Origin of the sequence: Streptomyces mutabilis, assembly GCF_014649815.1 — a bacterium.
Taxonomy (GTDB): Bacteria; Actinomycetota; Actinomycetes; order Streptomycetales; family Streptomycetaceae; genus Streptomyces; species Streptomyces mutabilis.
The window spans coordinates 330,023-345,121 of record NZ_BMTT01000003.1; the positions used below are offsets into that span (position 1 = coordinate 330,023).

The following is a 15,099-nucleotide window of genomic DNA, read 5'->3' on the forward strand; positions in this document are numbered from 1 at the left end:
AGGGCACAGCTTCCATGACGTTCTCCATCGGCATCGTCGGTGCCGGCCAGTTCTCCGGCCAGTTCGCCAAGCTGTTCCACGCCCACCCGGGCGTGCGCGCCGTGTACGTCACCGACCTGCTGCCGGACCGGGCCGAACGGCTCGTCGCCGCCGAAGGCCTCGCCGGCACCTTTCCCACCTACGAGGCGATGCTGGAGTCCAGGGACGTCGACGCCGTCGCGATCTTCACCCAGCGCTGGACCCACGGCCCGCTGGTGCTCCAGGGGCTGGGCGCGGGCAAGCACGTGTACTCGGCGGTCCCCATGGCGATCAGCACACAGGAGATCGCGGAGATCATCGACGCGGTGAAGGCGACCGGTCTGACGTACATGATGGGCGAGACCAGCGAGTACCACCCGGCGACCGTGCACGCCCGCGACAAGATCGCCGAGGGCGCCTTCGGGCGCCTCTTCTACGCCGAGGGCGACTACGTCCACGACATGGACCTGGGCTTCTACGAGGCGTACCGGTACAGCGGGGGCGAGCGGTGGAAGGAAACCGCCAGTTATCCACCGCTGCTCTACCCGACGCACTCGGTGGGCGGGGTGCTGGGTGCCTGGCGGACGCACGCGGTCAGCGTCTCGGCGATCGGGGTCGTGGACGACCGCGGGGACGGGGTCTTCGACCGGTCGGTCAGCCGGTTCGACAACGACGTCTCCAACGCGACGGCGCTGTTCGAGGTGGCAGGCGGCGGCTCGTTCCGTACGAACGAGTTCCGACGGGTCGGCTACCCCTCGCACATCCGGGAGTCCCGTTTCCGCTTCTTCGGCACCGAGGCGAGCATGGAACAGCTCGCGACGGTGGCGCTGTGGCAGGACAAGAACGGGGTGGAGGACATCAGCGAGCTGCTGGAGCCCAAGCCCACCACGTCCCCCGACGACCCGTCCCTCCAGCACGTCGCGCCGGAGCTGCGGGCCGCCTTCACCTCGGGGTCGGCGCCGGTGCACGACCGGGCTCGGCTGCCGCGGGTGTTCGACCGGATGCGCAACGGGCACGAGGGCAGCCACCACTTCCTGGCGGACGACTTCGTCGTCGCGGTCAACTCCCGGACCCTGCCGCCCGTCAACGCGTGGGTGGCGGCTCGTTACACCCTGCCGGGCATCGTCGCGCACGAGTCCGCCCGGCAGGGCGGGGTCAGGCTGGAGATCCCTGACTTCGGGGACGCGCCGGAGATGTGACGCCGTCCCGTGGGCCGGGCTCCCGCGCGTCGTCCGCCGGGCCCGGCTCGCGGTCGCGGACGCTGGGCGTGGGCCCGTCAGCCCGCTCACGGTCGCGGCCCCTGGGCGGCATCCCGTCAGCCCGCTTCGTCCCGCTCCCGCACAGCCTGCCGGAAGCCGGTGTCGACGGCGGTCAGGCCGCCGTCGACGACCAGTGTCGTCCCGGTGATCCAGGCGGCGTCCCGGGAGGCGAGGAAGGCGACGGCCGCCGCGATGTCCTCGGGTTCGCCGACCCGCCCCAGCGGGTACAGCCCCCGGACCGCCGCCAGGTCCTCGTCCCGCCCCTCCCAGGCCGTGGTGCGCACGGTGCCCGGTGTCACCAGGTTGACCCGGACGCCGCGCGACGCGGCGTGCCCGGCGAGGGTACGGGTGAGGGAGGCGAGGCCGGCCTTGGCGGCGCTGTAGGCGTGGTTGCCGAAGTCCTGGGAGCCGTTGACCGAGCCGACGCTCACGATCGCGCCGCGTCCGGAGGCGGCCAGGTGGGGCAGGGCGGCCCGGCAGCAGCGGTAGGCACCGGTGAGGGTGACGTCGAGGTCGCGGGCCCAGACCTCGTCGGGTTCGTCCTCGAAGAGCGCGGCGTCGGGCGTGCAGGCGTACGCGTTGTTGACCAGCACGTCGAGGGTGCCGAAGGTGTCCACGGCGTGGGCGACGGCCGCCTCGACGGACGCCCGGTCGGTGACGTCGCAGGGAAACGCCTCGGCTTCGAGGCCCTGTTCCGTCAGCTCCCCCGCCGTGCGCCGCGCGGCCGGAAGGTCCACGTCGGTCAGCAGTACCCGCGCTCCCTCCTCGGCCAGCCGGCGGGCGGTGGCCGCGCCGATGCCGCGGGCCGCGCCCGTGACCAGTACCCCGTGGTCCGTGAAACGCCCTGAGTCCGTCATGGGGACCGACCGTACCGCCGAAAGGATCACGAAGGCAGATAGCGTGCGCGCATGTCCGCGTTCTTGCAGCAACTCCCCGCGCTCATCGGCGTCGTGATCGGCGCTCTCGGTTCGTACCTCGCCGTGGTCCGCAGTGACCAGGCCCGGTTCCGCCGGGAGACGGCGGCGCGCTGGGAGGAGCGGCGGCTCGCGGTGTACGCGGACTACGCGCGGACCCTGAAGACCTCCGTCACGCTGACGTACCGGATCGCCGCCCACCTCGGCAACGACCCGCACCCGCACCCGCTCACCCCGCGGGAGGCCGCCGCGGCCCAGACCGAGGCCACCCTCGCCCGGGACCCGGCCGGGGAGGCACTGCTCCTGCTGGGCAGCAAGGAGGTCGTGGAGAAGGCGCGGGTCTGGGTCGTGGCGGTACTGGACATGGAACGCTTCCTGCGCGAGGAGACGCGGGACCCGGAAGCCTGGCAGGCTCTGCTGGAACGGCAGCGCGCCGGCCGCGAGGGCTACTACACGGCCGTGCGGGAGGACCTGGCCCTGCCGCCGGGTCACGCGGCGCGGTGGCCGCTGTCGCCCGTCAGCGGTAACCGGTGACCTCGGCCGGCTTGCCCGCGTCCTGGACCTCGACGAGGTAGCGCCAGGCGTCGGGACGGCTGCCGTCGAGGTCCGTGAAGCCGTACTCCCGCGCGAGGCCGCCGCTGGAGAGGGACCGGCCGTTGAAGCGCGCCACGTCCGGGTCGGCGGCGAGGGCGGTGACGGCGCGGCCGACGTAGCGGGGCGTCTCGGAGATGGCGAAGTGCGGGACGCGGTCGAGGGCGTCGCGCCAGTTCTCCTCGCGTACGCCGAAGTGGTCGAGCATGATCTCCGAGCGCAGCCAGCCCGGGGTCAGCGCGACGGCGGTGGCGCCGCGCGGGCCGAGTTCGTGGCCGAGGGCGAAGGCCATGCGCAGGACCGACGACTTGGCGAGGTCGTAGAAGAACGAGTTGCGGTAGTGGTCGCGGTTGTAGTCATCGGTGCCGTCGGTGACCTCGACGACCAGTCCGCCGGGGCGGCGCAGCAGGAGCGGCAGGGCGTGGTGGCTGGTGACGGCGTGGGTCTCCACGGCGAGCCGCAGCAGTCTGAGTCCCTTGTCGAGGTCGTGCTCCCAGACGGGGCTCTCCCACTCGAAGAGGTTCTCGCCGCCCCAGATGTCGTTGACCAGGACGTCGAGGCGGCCTTGTTCGCGGGCGACGCGGTCGACGAGCGCGGCCACCTGCGCCGGGTCGAGGTGGTCGGTGGGTACGGCGATGCCGTGGCCGCCGGCCTCGGTGACGAGGTCGGCGGTGTCCTCGACGGTCTCGGGGCGGTCGTACTCCGAGCGCCGGGCGCGGGTGCTGCGGCCGGTGACGTAGACGGTGGCGCCGGCCGCGCCCAGTTCGACGGCGATGCCGCGTCCGGCGCCGCGGGTCGCTCCGGCGACCAGCGCGACCCTGCCCGCCAACGGCTTCTTCGGTGACTCTGCCATGTCCGGCTCCCGTTCCTCTCACGCACGAGTGATGTCGTGATCGAGAGTGCCCGGGAAGCCGGACATCTTCTGTCACCTTTTACGCGTGTCCCTCGCGGGTGTCGCCGTGCCCCGGCTCAGTGTCCGCGCTTGATCCACTCCTCCAGGTGCGGAGCCTCGGCCCCGATGGTGGTCGGGTCGCCGTGGCCGGTGCGGACCTCCGTCTCGGGCGGGAGCACCAGCAGTCGGTCGCGGATCGAGTCGATGATGGTCGGGAAGTGGGAGTAGGAGCGTCCGGTGGCGCCGGGGCCGCCCCGGAAGAGGGTGTCGCCGGTGAAGACGGTGCCGAGGCCCGGGTCGTAGAGGCAGACCGCGCCGGGCGCGTGCCCGGGGGTGTGCAGGACGGTCAGGTCGGCGCCGGCGGCCTCGATGACCTGGCCGTCGGTCAGCCAGGCGTCGGGGTCGCGGTCGGGGTGGGTCTGCTGCCACAGGGGCATGTCGTCACGGTGCAGCCAGATGGTGGCTCCGGTGCGCTCGGCGAGGGCGGGCGCGGCGTTCACGTGGTCGTTGTGGGCGTGGGTGCACACGATGGCGGTCAGCCTGCGGTCGCCGACAGCCTCGGCGATGGCGTCGGCGTCGTGGGCGGCGTCGATGACCACCACCTCGTGGTCGTCGCCGACGAGCCAGACGTTGTTGTCGACGTCCCAGGTGCCGCCGTCGAGGCTGAACCGGCCCGAAGTGACCAGGCGTTCGATGCGGGCGGTCATCACAGCACCACCACCGAACGCAGCACGTCACCGGTGTGCATCCGCTCGAAGGCCTTCTCGACCTCGTCGAGCCCGATGGTCTCCGTGACGAACTTGTCCAGGTCCAGGCGGCCCTGGAGGTGGAGGTCGACCAGCATCGGGAAGTCGCGGGAGGGCAGGCAGTCGCCGTACCAGGAGGACTTCAGGGAGCCGCCGCGGCCGAAGACGTCGAGGAGCGGGAGCTCCAGCTTCATCTCGGGGGTCGGTACACCGACGAGGACGACGGTGCCGGCCAGGTCGCGGGCGTAGAAGGCCTGCCGATAGGTCTCCGGGCGGCCGACGGCCTCGATGACGACGTCGGCGCCGAAGCCGCCGGTCAGTTCGCGGACCGCCTCGACGGGGTCGGTGCCGCGGGAGTTGACAGTGTGGGTGGCGCCCATGGAGCGGGCGGTCTCCAGCTTGCGGTCGTCGATGTCGACGGCGATGACCTTCGCGGCTCCGGCGAGGTGGGCGCCGGCGATGGCCGCGTCGCCGACGCCGCCGCAGCCGATGACGGCGACGGTGTCGCCGCGGCCGACGTTGCCGGTGTTGATGGCGGCGCCGATGCCGGCCATCACGCCGCAGCCCAGCAGGCCGGCCACCTGAGCGGAGACCCCGGGGTCGACCTTGGTGCACTGCCCGGCGGCGACCAGCGTCTTCTCGGCGAAGGCACCGATACCGAGGGCCGGGGAGAGCTCCTGACCGGTCGAGGCGAGGGTCATCTTCTGCTCGGCGTTGTGGGTGTCGAAGCAGTACCAGGGCCGCCCGCGCAGACAGGCCCGGCACTTGCCGCACACCGCGCGCCAGTTGAGGATCACGAAGTCACCGGGGGCCACGTCGGTGACGCCGGCGCCGACCGACTCGACCACGCCCGCGGCCTCGTGGCCGAGCAGGAAGGGGTAGTCGTCGCTGATGCCGCCCTGCTTGTAGTGCAGGTCGGTGTGGCACACCCCGCAGGCCTGGATACTGACCACGGCCTCCCCCGGTCCCGGATCGGGCACGACGATCGTCTCGATCCGCACCGGTTCGTCCTTGCCCGGTGCGATCACGCCGCGTACTTCCTGCGCCATGGTCTGGACTCCTTCTTCGGCCGTTCAACGTTCCCCCCGACCCTACGCGCAACTGATCGGTAAGGCGCGCCACGACGGCGTACCGGGCCCACGTAGCCTGAGTCGTCCGCCCCACCTGCCGAAGGAGTGCCGTGAGCACCGCTGAGACGGAGACCGGTAAGCCCGCCTGGCGCCTGCTCCTGACGTACGTACGGCCGCACCGCAGAACACTGTTCGCGGGCGCCCTGCTCTCCCTCGTCACGGGAGCCACGGGGCTGCTGCTGCCGCTGGTGGCGCGGGAGCTGATCGACGACCTGACGCACGACCGGGCCATCACCGGCGCGTTGCTGGCCATGTCGGGGCTGGTGGTCGCCAACGCGGCGCTGGGTGCACTGGGTTCGTACGTGCTGCGGCGCACCGCCGAGTCCGTGGTGCTCGGTGCGCGGCGCGCCCTGTCCTCGTACCTGCTGCGGCTGCGGATCGCGGCCGTGGACCGCATCGAGCCCGGTGACCTGATGGCCCGGATCACCTCTGACACGACCCTGCTGCGGGAGGTCACCACCGACTCCCTGGTGGGTCTCGGCACCGGCGGGCTCACCCTGGTGGCGACCCTGGTGATGATGGGCCTGGTCGATCCGGTGCTCCTAGGCGTCACCGCGGCGGTGGTCGCGGGGGCGGGGACGGTGCTGGGCCTGATCGTGCCGCGCATCAACCGGGCGAGCCGGCAGGCGCAGGACGCGGTGGGCGTGATGGGCGCCGCGCTGGAGCGGATACTCGGCGCGCTGCGCACGGTGAAGGCGTCCGGCGCCGAGCCCCGGGAGGAGCGGGCGCTGCACGAGGCCGCCGAGGAGTCGTGGCGGCAGAGCGTGCGTGCCGCCAAGTGGTCGGCAGCGGCGGGCAACACGGCCGGGCTGGCGATGCAGATCGCGTTCATCACAGTGCTCGCGGTGGGCGGCGCGCGGGTGGCGACGGGGGCGATCGACGTCGGCACGCTGGTCGCCTTCCTGCTGTTCGTGTTCTATCTGATGTCGCCGATACAGCAGGTCGTCGGCGCGATCACGCAGTACCAGACGGGCAAGGCGGCGCTCGCCCGCATCCAGGACGCGCTGTGCCTGCCCGCCGAGCCGCCGGCCCGGCCCGCGTCCCTGCCGTCGCCGGCCGCGCAGCCGGCGTCGGTCGCCTTCCGGGACGTCCGCTTCCGCTACGCCGACGACCTGCCGTACATCCACCACGGGGTGACCTTCGAGGTGCCGGCCCGGGGGATGACGGCGTTCGTCGGCCCGTCCGGCGCGGGCAAGACCACCGTCTTCTCCCTCGTCGAGCGGTTCTACGACCCCGTCTCCGGGGACATCATGCTGGACGGCCGGAGCCTCGCGGACTGGGATCTAACCGCGCTGCGGGCCGCGATCGGTTACGTGGAGCAGGACGCCCCGGTGCTGTCCGGGTCGCTGCGGGACAACCTGCTGCTGGGCAATCCGGAGGCGGACGACGCCGCCCTCGCGGCGGTGGTGAAGACCACCCGCCTCGACGGTCTGGTCGCCCGGCTGCCGAGCGGACTCGACACGCTGGTCGGGCACCGCGGCACCAAGTTGTCGGGCGGTGAACGGCAGCGGGTGGCCATCGCCCGGGCCCTGCTGCGCCGTCCTCGGCTGCTGCTGCTCGACGAGGCCACGTCGCAGCTGGACGCGGTCAACGAGGCGGCGCTGCGCGACACGGTGGCCGACGTGGCCCGCACGACCACGGTGCTGGTCGTCGCGCACCGGCTGTCCACGGTGACGACGGCCGAGCGGATCGTGGTGATGGACGCGGGTCGTGTCCGCGCGGTGGGTACGCACCGGGAGCTGGTGACCGCGGATCCGCTGTACGCGGAGCTGGCGGCGACCCAGTTCCTGGCCGGCCGCGACTGAGCGGTGGCCCGGCCACGATTGCCTCGGACGCCCGGACGGAGGAAGCTCGAAGGTGAGGGCCACGGTCGCCCGTCCCCCTGGCCGCGGCCTTCGAAGGAGGTCGTCATGGGCACCACGGCAGGCTCCGGCTTCGACATCGAAGCGCTGCGCCGGGGCATCGAGGGAGAGACGGCGGCACCCCTTGTGTCGCTCTACGCACAGGACGCGGAGGTGCGCGTCGTCGACCGGTACGACCAGCCCAGCCGTCCCAAGGTCCTGCACGGCCGGCAGGAGATCGCCGAGATGCTCGACGACGTGTACAGCCGCGACATGACACACCGGCTGGAACGCTGCGTCGTGCAGGGCGACAACGTCGCGTTCACCGAGGAGTGCACGTATCCCGACGGCGTGCGGGTGCTCGCCGAGTCGATGCTGTCGCTGCGGGACGGCAAGATCGTCGAGCAGACCACCATCCAGGCCTGGGACGAGTAGCCGGGGCGTGTCGGCAGGGGCCGCGCGGCGAGTACGGAGCGGGTGCGCGCTGCGATACCGACTGCTGACCGATGCCCGCCGGGGCGGCCCACCGCGCCCGGGTGATGCGTGCCCCCGGGCCGGTGGCGAGTAGCCGGACCCTGCGGCCTCACTGAGGGGTCCGGCCACAGTCGCGGCAAGGTGCCCGGAGACGTCGCCGAAAAGCTGGAGCGCGGCGTCGGGAAGCAGTCGGGCGTTGTCGTGTACGCGCTCTTGTGGGAAAGGCCCCCCTTCCTTACTTTGCAGTAAGTTCACTGTGAAAGCTGCTGTGTCCAGATTTCGCGCGCCATCGCCCCCACCACGCCCACTGCCCGAGGAGAGCAGCATGCCTGCCTTCGGAACCAGGCACCTTCACGCCGTCGCCGCCCTCGCACTCACCCTCGCCGCCCCGGCGACCACCGCCGCGTCCTCCCCGGACACCCCCGCCGGCCTGCGCGAGGTGATGTTCGTCGGCAACAACTGGGAGGGCACCGCGGACGTCATCCGGTCCACCGGCGACTTCGCGAGGATCGGCCGGATCGACGTCGTCCCGGACAAGACGGAGCGGATGGCGGAGATCAACGCCGACCCGATCAAGTGGATCTACTTCCAGGCCGTCCGCAACAGCGTCGGCGAGGGACACGACCAACTCGTCGACGACATGTACTCGACGCCCGACGGCGCGTCGGTGGTGGTCTCCCGGCCGAGCTTCGCGGACGTCGTCTCCGTCGATCTCGCCACCGGTGAGATCAACTGGCGCTTCCCCGTGTCGGGTTACCGCTCCGACCACATGGCGGTCTCCCCCGACGGCACCCGGGTCGCGGTGTCGGCCTCCACGTCCGACACCGTGCACGTGCTGGACATCGAGACAGGTGAGGAGCTCGGTTCGTTCGGCACGGGCGACAAGCCGCACGAGAACATCTTCACCCGCGACGGCAAGTACATCTGGAACATGTCCATCGGCGAGGTGAACACCGCGCTCGACGCCCCCTGGCTGGACTGGACGAAGGGCGACCGGCGCATCACCGTCGTGGACGCGGCGACGTACGAGCAGGTCAAGGTGATCGACATGCGCGAGCGCCTGGACGCGATCGGTCTCGGCGACCACTCCGACGCCGTACGGCCCGCCGCGTTCTCGCCCGACGAGTCCAAACTGTACTTCCAGGTCTCGTTCTTCAACGGCTTCTTCGAGTACGACATCGCCACCGACCGGATCGCCCGCACGAAGACCCTGCCGAAGAACCCGGCCACCAGCGAGGACCGCACCACCTGGGTCAACGACTCGCGGCACCACGGCATCTCCATGAGCCCGGACGGCACCAAGCTGTGCGTGGCGGGCACCATGGACGACTACGCGACGGTCGTCGACCGCGCGTCCCTGCGGGAGGGCCCGCTCGTCGCCGCCGCCAAGCCGTACTGGGCCACGGTCAGCGGCGACGGCACCCACTGCGTGGTCTCCGAGAGCGGCGCCGACCAGGTGACCGCCATCGACTTCGCCACCGGCGAGAAGTCGGTGTCCGTCCCGGTGGGCGACCACCCTCAGCGGGTCCGGATCGGGCATGTGGCGACGGGCTGGACGGGGCCCTCCGCCGGCTGAAGCGGGCGCGCGGCCGAGGGCCGGGAAGTCAGGAACACACGTGTGTGGGGACGCCCGGGACGGGTAGTCGGCCGACAACGGATGAGGCATGCAGTCCTCGGCATCACCGCCTTCGGAAGGAGGTCCGTGACAGCGCACTCCAGAAGCGCCCGGGCCGCTTCCCCCCGACACGGAGCGGCCCGGTCCGCACCGGGCGGTGCCCTCGTGGGCGCCGCCCCTTCCGTTTCCCCGGTCCGCCTTCCACCGGCTCGCTCAAGGGCGTCCTACCGCCGCGGCAGCCGGTGCAGTTCGACGTCCCGCAGCCGGCCCTCGGCGACCGTGGCCGTCATGTAGGTGCAGTACGGCTGGCGACGGCGGTCGGTCGGCGAGCCGGGGTTGAGCAGGCGCAGGCCGGTGTCGGCGGTGGTGTCCCAGGGGATGTGGCTGTGCCCGAAGACCAGGACGTCGAGGTCCGGGAAACGGATGGCACAGCGGCGCTCGCGCCCCTGCGCGGCCCCCGTCTCGTGGACGACGCCGAGGCGCAGGCCGCCGAGGTCGGCGTACGCCACCTCGGGGAGCCGGGCACGCAGGCCGGGCCCGTCGTTGTTGCCGTACACGCCGACGAGCCTGCGGCTGCGGCTCTCCAGCAGGTCGAGGGTGGCCGTGTCGACCCAGTCCCCCGCGTGGACGACGACATCGGCGCGGGGGATCTCCGCCAGCAGCGGCGCCGGCAGTTGCCTCGCCCGCTTCGGCAGGTGGGTGTCGGACATGAGCAGCAGTCGCACGGACTCAGCGTAGACGCCGGGCCCTCGGTTCTTCACTCCCCGGCGATTCGGCGCTTGAGCGGCTCCCACCAGGCCCGGTTGTCCCGGTACCAGGCGACGGTGTCGGCCAGCCCGGCCGGGAAGTCGCGGCGGGGGCGGTAGCCGAGTTCGTCACGGGCCTTGCTCCAGTCGACCGAGTAGCGCAGGTCGTGGCCCTTGCGGTCCGCGACGTACGCGACCCGGTCCCAGCCGGCCCCGCAGACGTCGAGCAGCAGGCCGGTGAGCTCTCGGTTGGTCAGCTCGGTGCCGCCGCCGATGTTGTAGACCTGCCCGGCCCGGCCCCGGGTCCGGACCAGGTCGACGCCCCGGCAGTGGTCGTCCACGTGCAGCCAGGCCCGGACGTTGCGCCCGTCCCCGTACAGCGGGACCCGTCGGCCGTCGAGGAGGTGGGTGACGAACAGCGGCACGAGCTTCTCGGGGAACTGGTGCGGGCCGTAGTTGTTGGAGCTGCGGGTCACCCGGACGTCCAGGCCGTGGGTGCGGTGGCAGGAGAGGGCGAGCAGGTCGGCCGAGGCCTTGGAGGCGGCGTACGGGGAACTGGGCCGCAGCGGGTGCTCCTCCGTCGCGGAGCCGGACTCGACCGGGCCGTAGACCTCGTCGGTGGAGACGTGCACGAAGGGTTGCACGCCGTACCGCAGGGCCGCGTCCAGAAGGGTCTGGGTGCCGACGACGTTGGTGAGCACGAAGTCTGCGGCGGCGTCGATCGAACGGTCCACGTGGGACTCGGCGGCGAAGTGCACCACCTGGTCGGTGTCGGCCATCAGCTGGTCGACCAGCGCGGCGTCGCGGATGTCGCCGTGCAGGAACTCCAGTCCGGGACGGCCGAGTTCGAGATTGTCGAGGGTGCCGGCGTAGGTGAGGCTGTCCAGGACCGTGATCCGCGTCTGCTCGGGCGTGTCGGACGCCAGCAGCGCACGGACGTATCGGGAGCCTATGAATCCGGCTGCGCCGGTGACCAGGAGGTTCATGGACGGTGTGCGCCTTGCTGGAGTCGGACGGGGGCGGGCGGTACGGGCCGGGGAGGGCTTGGCCGACGTTACCCGCGTGTCCCGCGCTGTCGGCGGCCCGCGGCCCGGACGTGCACCGCGCCGGCACACGGCCGGCGCGCTGGGTCGTCTCCACCGTCCCGGGGGACCGTTCGGTTCAGTCTTCGCCCCGGACGATGTTCGACTCCCGACCCGTCTGCGGTGCGCGTGCGACGCTGCCGTCCTCGACGGCCGGTACCCAGGTGCGCAACACGCCCCGGCCGCGCAGGCGGCGGGCCTCGGACCAGCCCGTCTCCAGGCGACGGACGACGGGTTTCTCACTGGTGTCCGTGGTCACGGAGCATCATCTTCCTTCTGTTTCCGGCACCATCGCCCACCGGGTCCCCGCGCGCGATGTCGTGAAACTCCGGGCGCACGGGGCCTACGGGTTGGGCCGGGCAACGCTGATGTCGCCCAGCGCCGACTCCGGGTCGCGCTCCATGGCCAGGTCGCCGAGGGAGACGATGCCGACGGGGCGGCCGTCGTCGACGACCGGCACCCGGCGCACGGCGTGGTCGCGCATGAGCTCGACGGCGTGGTTCAGCTCCTCGTCGGACCGTACGGTCACCAGGTCGTCGCTGCACGCGCCGGCCACGGTGGTCCGCTCCGGGTCGCCGCCTTCCGCGACGGACCGGATCACCAGGTCACGGTCGGTGACCAGCCCACGCAGTTCGTCGCCGTCCGTGACCAGGACGGCGCCGAGGTCCCGGTCGCGCATGATGCGGGCCACCGCCGTGACGGAGGTCTGCGGCTCCACGGTCACCGGGTGGCCGGTCATGATGTCGCGGACGTACTGGGTCATGATGTGATCCCTCGTTCTCCTGCTCGCCGGTCGGGTGTGCGGGGCGGGTACCCGGACGGGCGGTTCCGGCACCTCAGTTCGGGCCGCGGCCCACCGGAATCTCGCTCCAGACCTGTTTGCCGCCGCTGACCGGCAGGGTCCCCCAGGTGGCCGACATCGCCTCGACGAGGAGGATGCCGCGCCCGCCCGTGGCCTCCCAGCCGATGCTGGTCGGCTTGACGGGCGTACGGGGCGAGACGTCGGCGACCGCGACGCGCAGCCGGCCGTTGATCAGGGCGAGGTCGAGGCGGACCCGGCCGTCGGTGTGCACGAGGGCGTTGGTGACCAGTTCGGAGACGATCAGGAGGACGCGGCGAAGAGGTCGGTCTCCATGTCCATCAGCAGCCGGTTGGCGTGGGAGATCACCACGTCGGGCGGGTGGCCCTCGGCGGCGTAGGCGCGCAGGGCGGTGCGCATCTGTCCCATCAGGGTGGCGGCACCGGCGCTGTGCCCCTGGACGTCGCCGATGACGAGGGCGACGTGGTGGTCGGGCAGCGGGATCACGTCGTACCAGTCGCCGCCCAGCTCCAGTCCGGCCGTGCTGGGCAGGTAGCGGGCGACGGCGACCGCGCCGGGCAGCTTCGGCAGGCGGCGCGGGAGCAGCTGGCGCTGGAGCATGCCGACGAGCTCGTGCTCGGCGTCGAAGGCGTGGGCGCGCATCAGGGCCTGACCGGCGAGGCCGGCGGAGGCGGTGAGCAGGGCGCGCTCGTCGGGACCGAAGTCGTGCGCGGTGTCCCAGCCGATGAGGCACGCGCCGGCCATGCGGCCGCCGGCGGGCAGCGGCAGTACGGCGAGGCCGCCGGGGCCTACCTCGGCGAGGGCGGGTTCCAGGGTCGCCGGTGCCGGCCGGCCAGATCCGGGCACGGCCCTCACGCAGCGCGGCGGCGAGGGTGGGCATGGCCCGCACCGGCGCGTCGGGCCATTCGGTGCGCCACTCCGTCCGCCACAGCTCGGGCCAGGACTCGGGCTCGGGCGGGTCGAGGACGGTGACGACGAGGCGGTCGCTCTCCAGCTCGGCCAGCGCGATCCGGTCGGCCCGCAGCGGCCTGCGCAGGGCTGCGACCACGGCCTGGCTGACGTCGCGCACGGTGCCGGCGGTGGCCAGCGCGGCGGCCAGCCGCTGGACCCGGGCCACGTCGGTCACGTCGGGGCGCAGGGTGGAGGCGTCGGCGACGGTGCCGACGAGGCGGGCGGGCCGGCCCTCGCCGCCGGGCAGCAGGCGCCCGCTGAGCCGCAGCCACTTGGGCGAACCGGTCGGCTGGAGCACGCGGAACTCCAGTTCGCGGTCGCCGATGGACATGTGGTCGGCCTCCGTCACCGACATGAGCGAGGGCAGGTCCTCGGGCACGGTGAGGCCGAGCAGCGTCTCGACCTTGCCGTCGAACTCGCCGGGCGCGAGGCCGAACAGGCGCAGGATGTCGTCACCGATCTCGACCCGGCCAGTGTCCATGGCCAGGGAGAAGGCCCCCGGTCGCAGGTCCTCGCCCTCGACGGCCACGGCCGGGGCGGGGCAGGCGACGGCGTCCGCGATCAGCTCGAGGCACGCGCGGTCCTCGGTTTCGAAGCCCTCCGGGCGCTCGGTCAGGGCGAGGAGGCAGCCGCCACCGTCGCCGCGCACCGGCAGGGCGGCGAGGGAGAAGCCGCAGTCCGCGCCGGCAACCGTGCTGTCGGCGGTGACCAGGATCTTGTTGGTACGCGGGTCGATCGCCCACGAGGTGCCCGGGATGGTCGCCTCGGACTTCAGGGTCCGCGCGCCGGTCCGCAGCTCGCCCATGCTGTTGTCGACCTCGCGGACGTCGGCGCCGACCTTCTTCGCCTGCACGATGACCTGGTTGTCTTCGCCGGGCACTACGTTGCCGACGAGCTGCTGCTCGTCGGCGTCGTAGTAGGAGCCGGCGAAGGCGTCGCCGAGCAGGCCGGCGAGCTGCGAGGCGAGATCCGACGCGTCCGCGGCCTTGAGGGTCCTCCGCGCCGCCGCCGTGTCGCCGGAGGACTCGCCGTCCTGGGAGGCGTTGGCGTGGGGCAGCAGGACGGCGGCCGCGCCGAGCGCCACCGCGCCACCCGCCGCGATCGCGATCCTCGCTTCGGAATTCGCTTGTGACTCAACCTTCTCGACCTCCTGGGACGGGGTCCGTACCGCCGGTCCGGCAGCCGTCCGGGGCACCTGGACGGCTGTTGGTACGCACGGACCGGACGAGGCGTTCAGCGTGGCCGGGCAATCACCACGGATCAGCACCCTCCGCACTCGGTCGGCGACACTCTGTTCCGATCGCGGAGCGGAATCCCTGTTTCAGTGAATCTGCACATCGAATACCCAACCCGGTCACCCCCGTTGGCGGATCTGCACAATCCCGCGGCGCACCGCACGTCTTTGGGGCGGGAGTGCCGGATTCGCCTCCCTACGGGCAAGGGGGTCGCACGGGTCGATGTCGCGGCCCGTGTGAAGAAGTCGCCGCGAAGGCGTGCGCACGCCTGCACGCTTGGGTCTCCCGGCGTTGCAAGTTCCCTGGTGAGAGGGGGTGATTGATTGGAAGGGCGGACCGGCCGCGTGCTTTGATCCACGCACCGCGGGGGCCGCGGAAGGCTCCGGAAACGGGCACCCGGCGCCCGCGGTCGCGGCCGTCATCTGTCCCCAGAGGGGGCCGCTCCCCCCTTGTGAAAATGGCTATATGAAGGGAAGTTCCATCATGAACTCCACCCCCCAGGTTGAGACCGTCGAGATCTCCGACGCCGACCTCGACAACGTCTCCGGCGGCCTGAACGTGAACGCCGTCGGTACCGTCACCGGCCTGGTGGACGGCATCGCCCCGGTCTCCGGCCTGGTCAACACCGCCGTCGGCACCGTCGAGGGCGTCACCGGCCTGAACACGGCCCCGGTCACCAGCCTGGTCGCCGGTCTCTGATCGCGCCCCCGTGCCGCTGAGTCCCGGAGCCATCCAGGCTCCGGGGCTTTTCGTGCGGTTCGCCAGCGACTCCTCGCAACACACTG

The 15,099-nt window shown here is 72.1% G+C and carries 16 protein-coding genes and 1 pseudogene; 6 read left to right on the forward strand and 11 right to left on the reverse strand.

The window, feature by feature from the left end; all coding sequences use genetic code 11:
* The first annotated feature begins 14 nt into the window (after positions 1 to 14).
* Positions 15 to 1,217, forward strand: coding sequence for a Gfo/Idh/MocA family protein (locus tag IE142_RS09760; protein WP_191885316.1), 1,203 nt, complete (start codon positions 15 to 17; stop codon positions 1,215 to 1,217).
* 116 nt (positions 1,218 to 1,333) lie between these two features.
* Here the strand turns inward: IE142_RS09760 and IE142_RS09765 are convergent, their stop codons facing one another.
* A complete protein-coding gene (locus IE142_RS09765) occupies positions 1,334 to 2,134 on the reverse strand; it encodes an SDR family NAD(P)-dependent oxidoreductase (RefSeq protein WP_191885317.1) in 801 nt (266 codons plus the stop codon).
* A gap of 51 nt (positions 2,135 to 2,185) precedes the next feature.
* Here IE142_RS09765 and IE142_RS09770 point away from each other — a divergent pair, with 51 nt between their 5' ends.
* Positions 2,186 to 2,725 (forward strand): hypothetical protein, encoded by a 540-nt coding sequence (locus IE142_RS09770; RefSeq protein WP_191885318.1) that lies wholly within the window; start codon positions 2,186 to 2,188, stop codon positions 2,723 to 2,725.
* Here the strand turns inward: IE142_RS09770 and IE142_RS09775 are convergent.
* From IE142_RS09775 to IE142_RS09785, 3 genes are all read right to left on the reverse strand, one after another.
* Complete coding sequence (locus tag IE142_RS09775) at positions 2,709 to 3,635, reverse strand: SDR family oxidoreductase (RefSeq protein WP_191885319.1); 927 nt, start codon at positions 3,633 to 3,635, stop codon at positions 2,709 to 2,711. The two genes, IE142_RS09770 and IE142_RS09775, sit on opposite strands and share 17 nt — an antisense overlap.
* Positions 3,636 to 3,751: 116 nt before the next feature.
* The gene (locus IE142_RS09780; RefSeq protein WP_191885320.1) at positions 3,752 to 4,381 is read right to left on the reverse strand and encodes an MBL fold metallo-hydrolase; all 630 of its coding nucleotides are present in this window, start codon (positions 4,379 to 4,381) and stop codon (positions 3,752 to 3,754) included.
* Positions 4,381 to 5,469: an S-(hydroxymethyl)mycothiol dehydrogenase gene (locus tag IE142_RS09785; RefSeq protein ID WP_191885321.1), complete on the reverse strand. Its 1,089-nt coding sequence runs from the start codon at positions 5,467 to 5,469 to the stop codon at positions 4,381 to 4,383. The genes IE142_RS09780 and IE142_RS09785 overlap by 1 nt, the downstream gene beginning before the upstream one ends.
* Before the next feature lie 131 nt (positions 5,470 to 5,600).
* Between IE142_RS09785 and IE142_RS09790 the strand changes: the two genes are divergently transcribed.
* The 3 genes from IE142_RS09790 (at position 5,601) to IE142_RS09800 (ending at position 9,441) form a co-directional block, all read left to right on the forward strand.
* Positions 5,601 to 7,355 (forward strand): ABC transporter ATP-binding protein, encoded by a 1,755-nt coding sequence (locus IE142_RS09790; protein WP_191885322.1) that lies wholly within the window; start codon positions 5,601 to 5,603, stop codon positions 7,353 to 7,355.
* A gap of 105 nt (positions 7,356 to 7,460) precedes the next feature.
* Positions 7,461 to 7,826 (forward strand): nuclear transport factor 2 family protein, encoded by a 366-nt coding sequence (locus IE142_RS09795; RefSeq protein WP_191885323.1) that lies wholly within the window; start codon positions 7,461 to 7,463, stop codon positions 7,824 to 7,826.
* A 364-nt stretch (positions 7,827 to 8,190) separates the two neighbouring features.
* Positions 8,191 to 9,441, forward strand: a complete 1,251-nt coding sequence (locus IE142_RS09800; RefSeq protein ID WP_191885324.1) for a YncE family protein — start codon at positions 8,191 to 8,193, stop codon at positions 9,439 to 9,441.
* A gap of 263 nt (positions 9,442 to 9,704) precedes the next feature.
* Here the strand turns inward: IE142_RS09800 and IE142_RS09805 are convergent, their stop codons facing one another.
* From IE142_RS09805 to IE142_RS39425, 7 genes and pseudogenes are all read right to left on the reverse strand, one after another.
* A complete protein-coding gene (locus IE142_RS09805; protein WP_191885325.1) occupies positions 9,705 to 10,205 on the reverse strand; it encodes a metallophosphoesterase family protein in 501 nt (166 codons plus the stop codon).
* Between the two features lie 32 nt (positions 10,206 to 10,237).
* Entirely contained in the window at positions 10,238 to 11,212 is a 975-nt protein-coding gene (gene rfbB / locus IE142_RS09810) for a dTDP-glucose 4,6-dehydratase (protein ID WP_191885326.1), read from the reverse strand.
* A 175-nt stretch (positions 11,213 to 11,387) separates the two neighbouring features.
* A complete protein-coding gene (locus IE142_RS09815; protein WP_191885327.1) occupies positions 11,388 to 11,567 on the reverse strand; it encodes a hypothetical protein in 180 nt (59 codons plus the stop codon).
* A gap of 84 nt (positions 11,568 to 11,651) precedes the next feature.
* On the reverse strand, positions 11,652 to 12,071 hold the full coding sequence (locus tag IE142_RS09820) for a CBS domain-containing protein (protein WP_191885328.1): 420 nt from the start codon (positions 12,069 to 12,071) through the stop codon (positions 11,652 to 11,654).
* A 73-nt stretch (positions 12,072 to 12,144) separates the two neighbouring features.
* A complete protein-coding gene (locus tag IE142_RS39335) occupies positions 12,145 to 12,381 on the reverse strand; it encodes an ATP-binding protein (RefSeq protein WP_440862267.1) in 237 nt (78 codons plus the stop codon).
* A gap of 29 nt (positions 12,382 to 12,410) precedes the next feature.
* The gene (locus tag IE142_RS39420) at positions 12,411 to 12,974 is read right to left on the reverse strand and encodes a PP2C family protein-serine/threonine phosphatase (RefSeq protein ID WP_502266897.1); all 564 of its coding nucleotides are present in this window, start codon (positions 12,972 to 12,974) and stop codon (positions 12,411 to 12,413) included.
* 1,045 nt (positions 12,975 to 14,019) lie between these two features.
* A pseudogene (locus IE142_RS39425) lies at positions 14,020 to 14,355 on the reverse strand (hypothetical protein); the annotation flags it as partial.
* A gap of 442 nt (positions 14,356 to 14,797) precedes the next feature.
* On the opposite strand from IE142_RS39425, the gene IE142_RS09830 reads away from it, so the two are divergent.
* Positions 14,798 to 15,013, forward strand: a complete 216-nt coding sequence (locus tag IE142_RS09830; RefSeq protein WP_043384311.1) for a hypothetical protein — start codon at positions 14,798 to 14,800, stop codon at positions 15,011 to 15,013.
* Positions 15,014 to 15,099 lie beyond the last annotated feature (86 nt).

What these genes read in the sequence shown, in the direction of transcription:
- IE142_RS09760 (WP_191885316.1), top strand. Translation starts at nt 15, where the DNA reads ATGACGTTCTCCATCGGCATCGTCGGTGCCGGCCAGTTCTCCGGCCAG.
- IE142_RS09765 (WP_191885317.1), bottom strand. Translation starts at nt 2,134, where the DNA reads ATGACGGACTCAGGGCGTTTCACGGACCACGGGGTACTGGTCACGGGC.
- IE142_RS09770 (WP_191885318.1), top strand. Translation starts at nt 2,186, where the DNA reads ATGTCCGCGTTCTTGCAGCAACTCCCCGCGCTCATCGGCGTCGTGATC.
- IE142_RS09775 (WP_191885319.1), bottom strand. Translation starts at nt 3,635, where the DNA reads ATGGCAGAGTCACCGAAGAAGCCGTTGGCGGGCAGGGTCGCGCTGGTC.
- IE142_RS09780 (WP_191885320.1), bottom strand. Translation starts at nt 4,381, where the DNA reads ATGACCGCCCGCATCGAACGCCTGGTCACTTCGGGCCGGTTCAGCCTC.
- IE142_RS09785 (WP_191885321.1), bottom strand. Translation starts at nt 5,469, where the DNA reads ATGGCGCAGGAAGTACGCGGCGTGATCGCACCGGGCAAGGACGAACCG.
- IE142_RS09795 (WP_191885323.1), top strand. Translation starts at nt 7,461, where the DNA reads ATGGGCACCACGGCAGGCTCCGGCTTCGACATCGAAGCGCTGCGCCGG.
- IE142_RS09800 (WP_191885324.1), top strand. Translation starts at nt 8,191, where the DNA reads ATGCCTGCCTTCGGAACCAGGCACCTTCACGCCGTCGCCGCCCTCGCA.
- rfbB (WP_191885326.1), bottom strand. Translation starts at nt 11,212, where the DNA reads ATGAACCTCCTGGTCACCGGCGCAGCCGGATTCATAGGCTCCCGATAC.
- IE142_RS09820 (WP_191885328.1), bottom strand. Translation starts at nt 12,071, where the DNA reads ATGACCCAGTACGTCCGCGACATCATGACCGGCCACCCGGTGACCGTG.
- IE142_RS09830 (WP_043384311.1), top strand. Translation starts at nt 14,798, where the DNA reads ATGAACTCCACCCCCCAGGTTGAGACCGTCGAGATCTCCGACGCCGAC.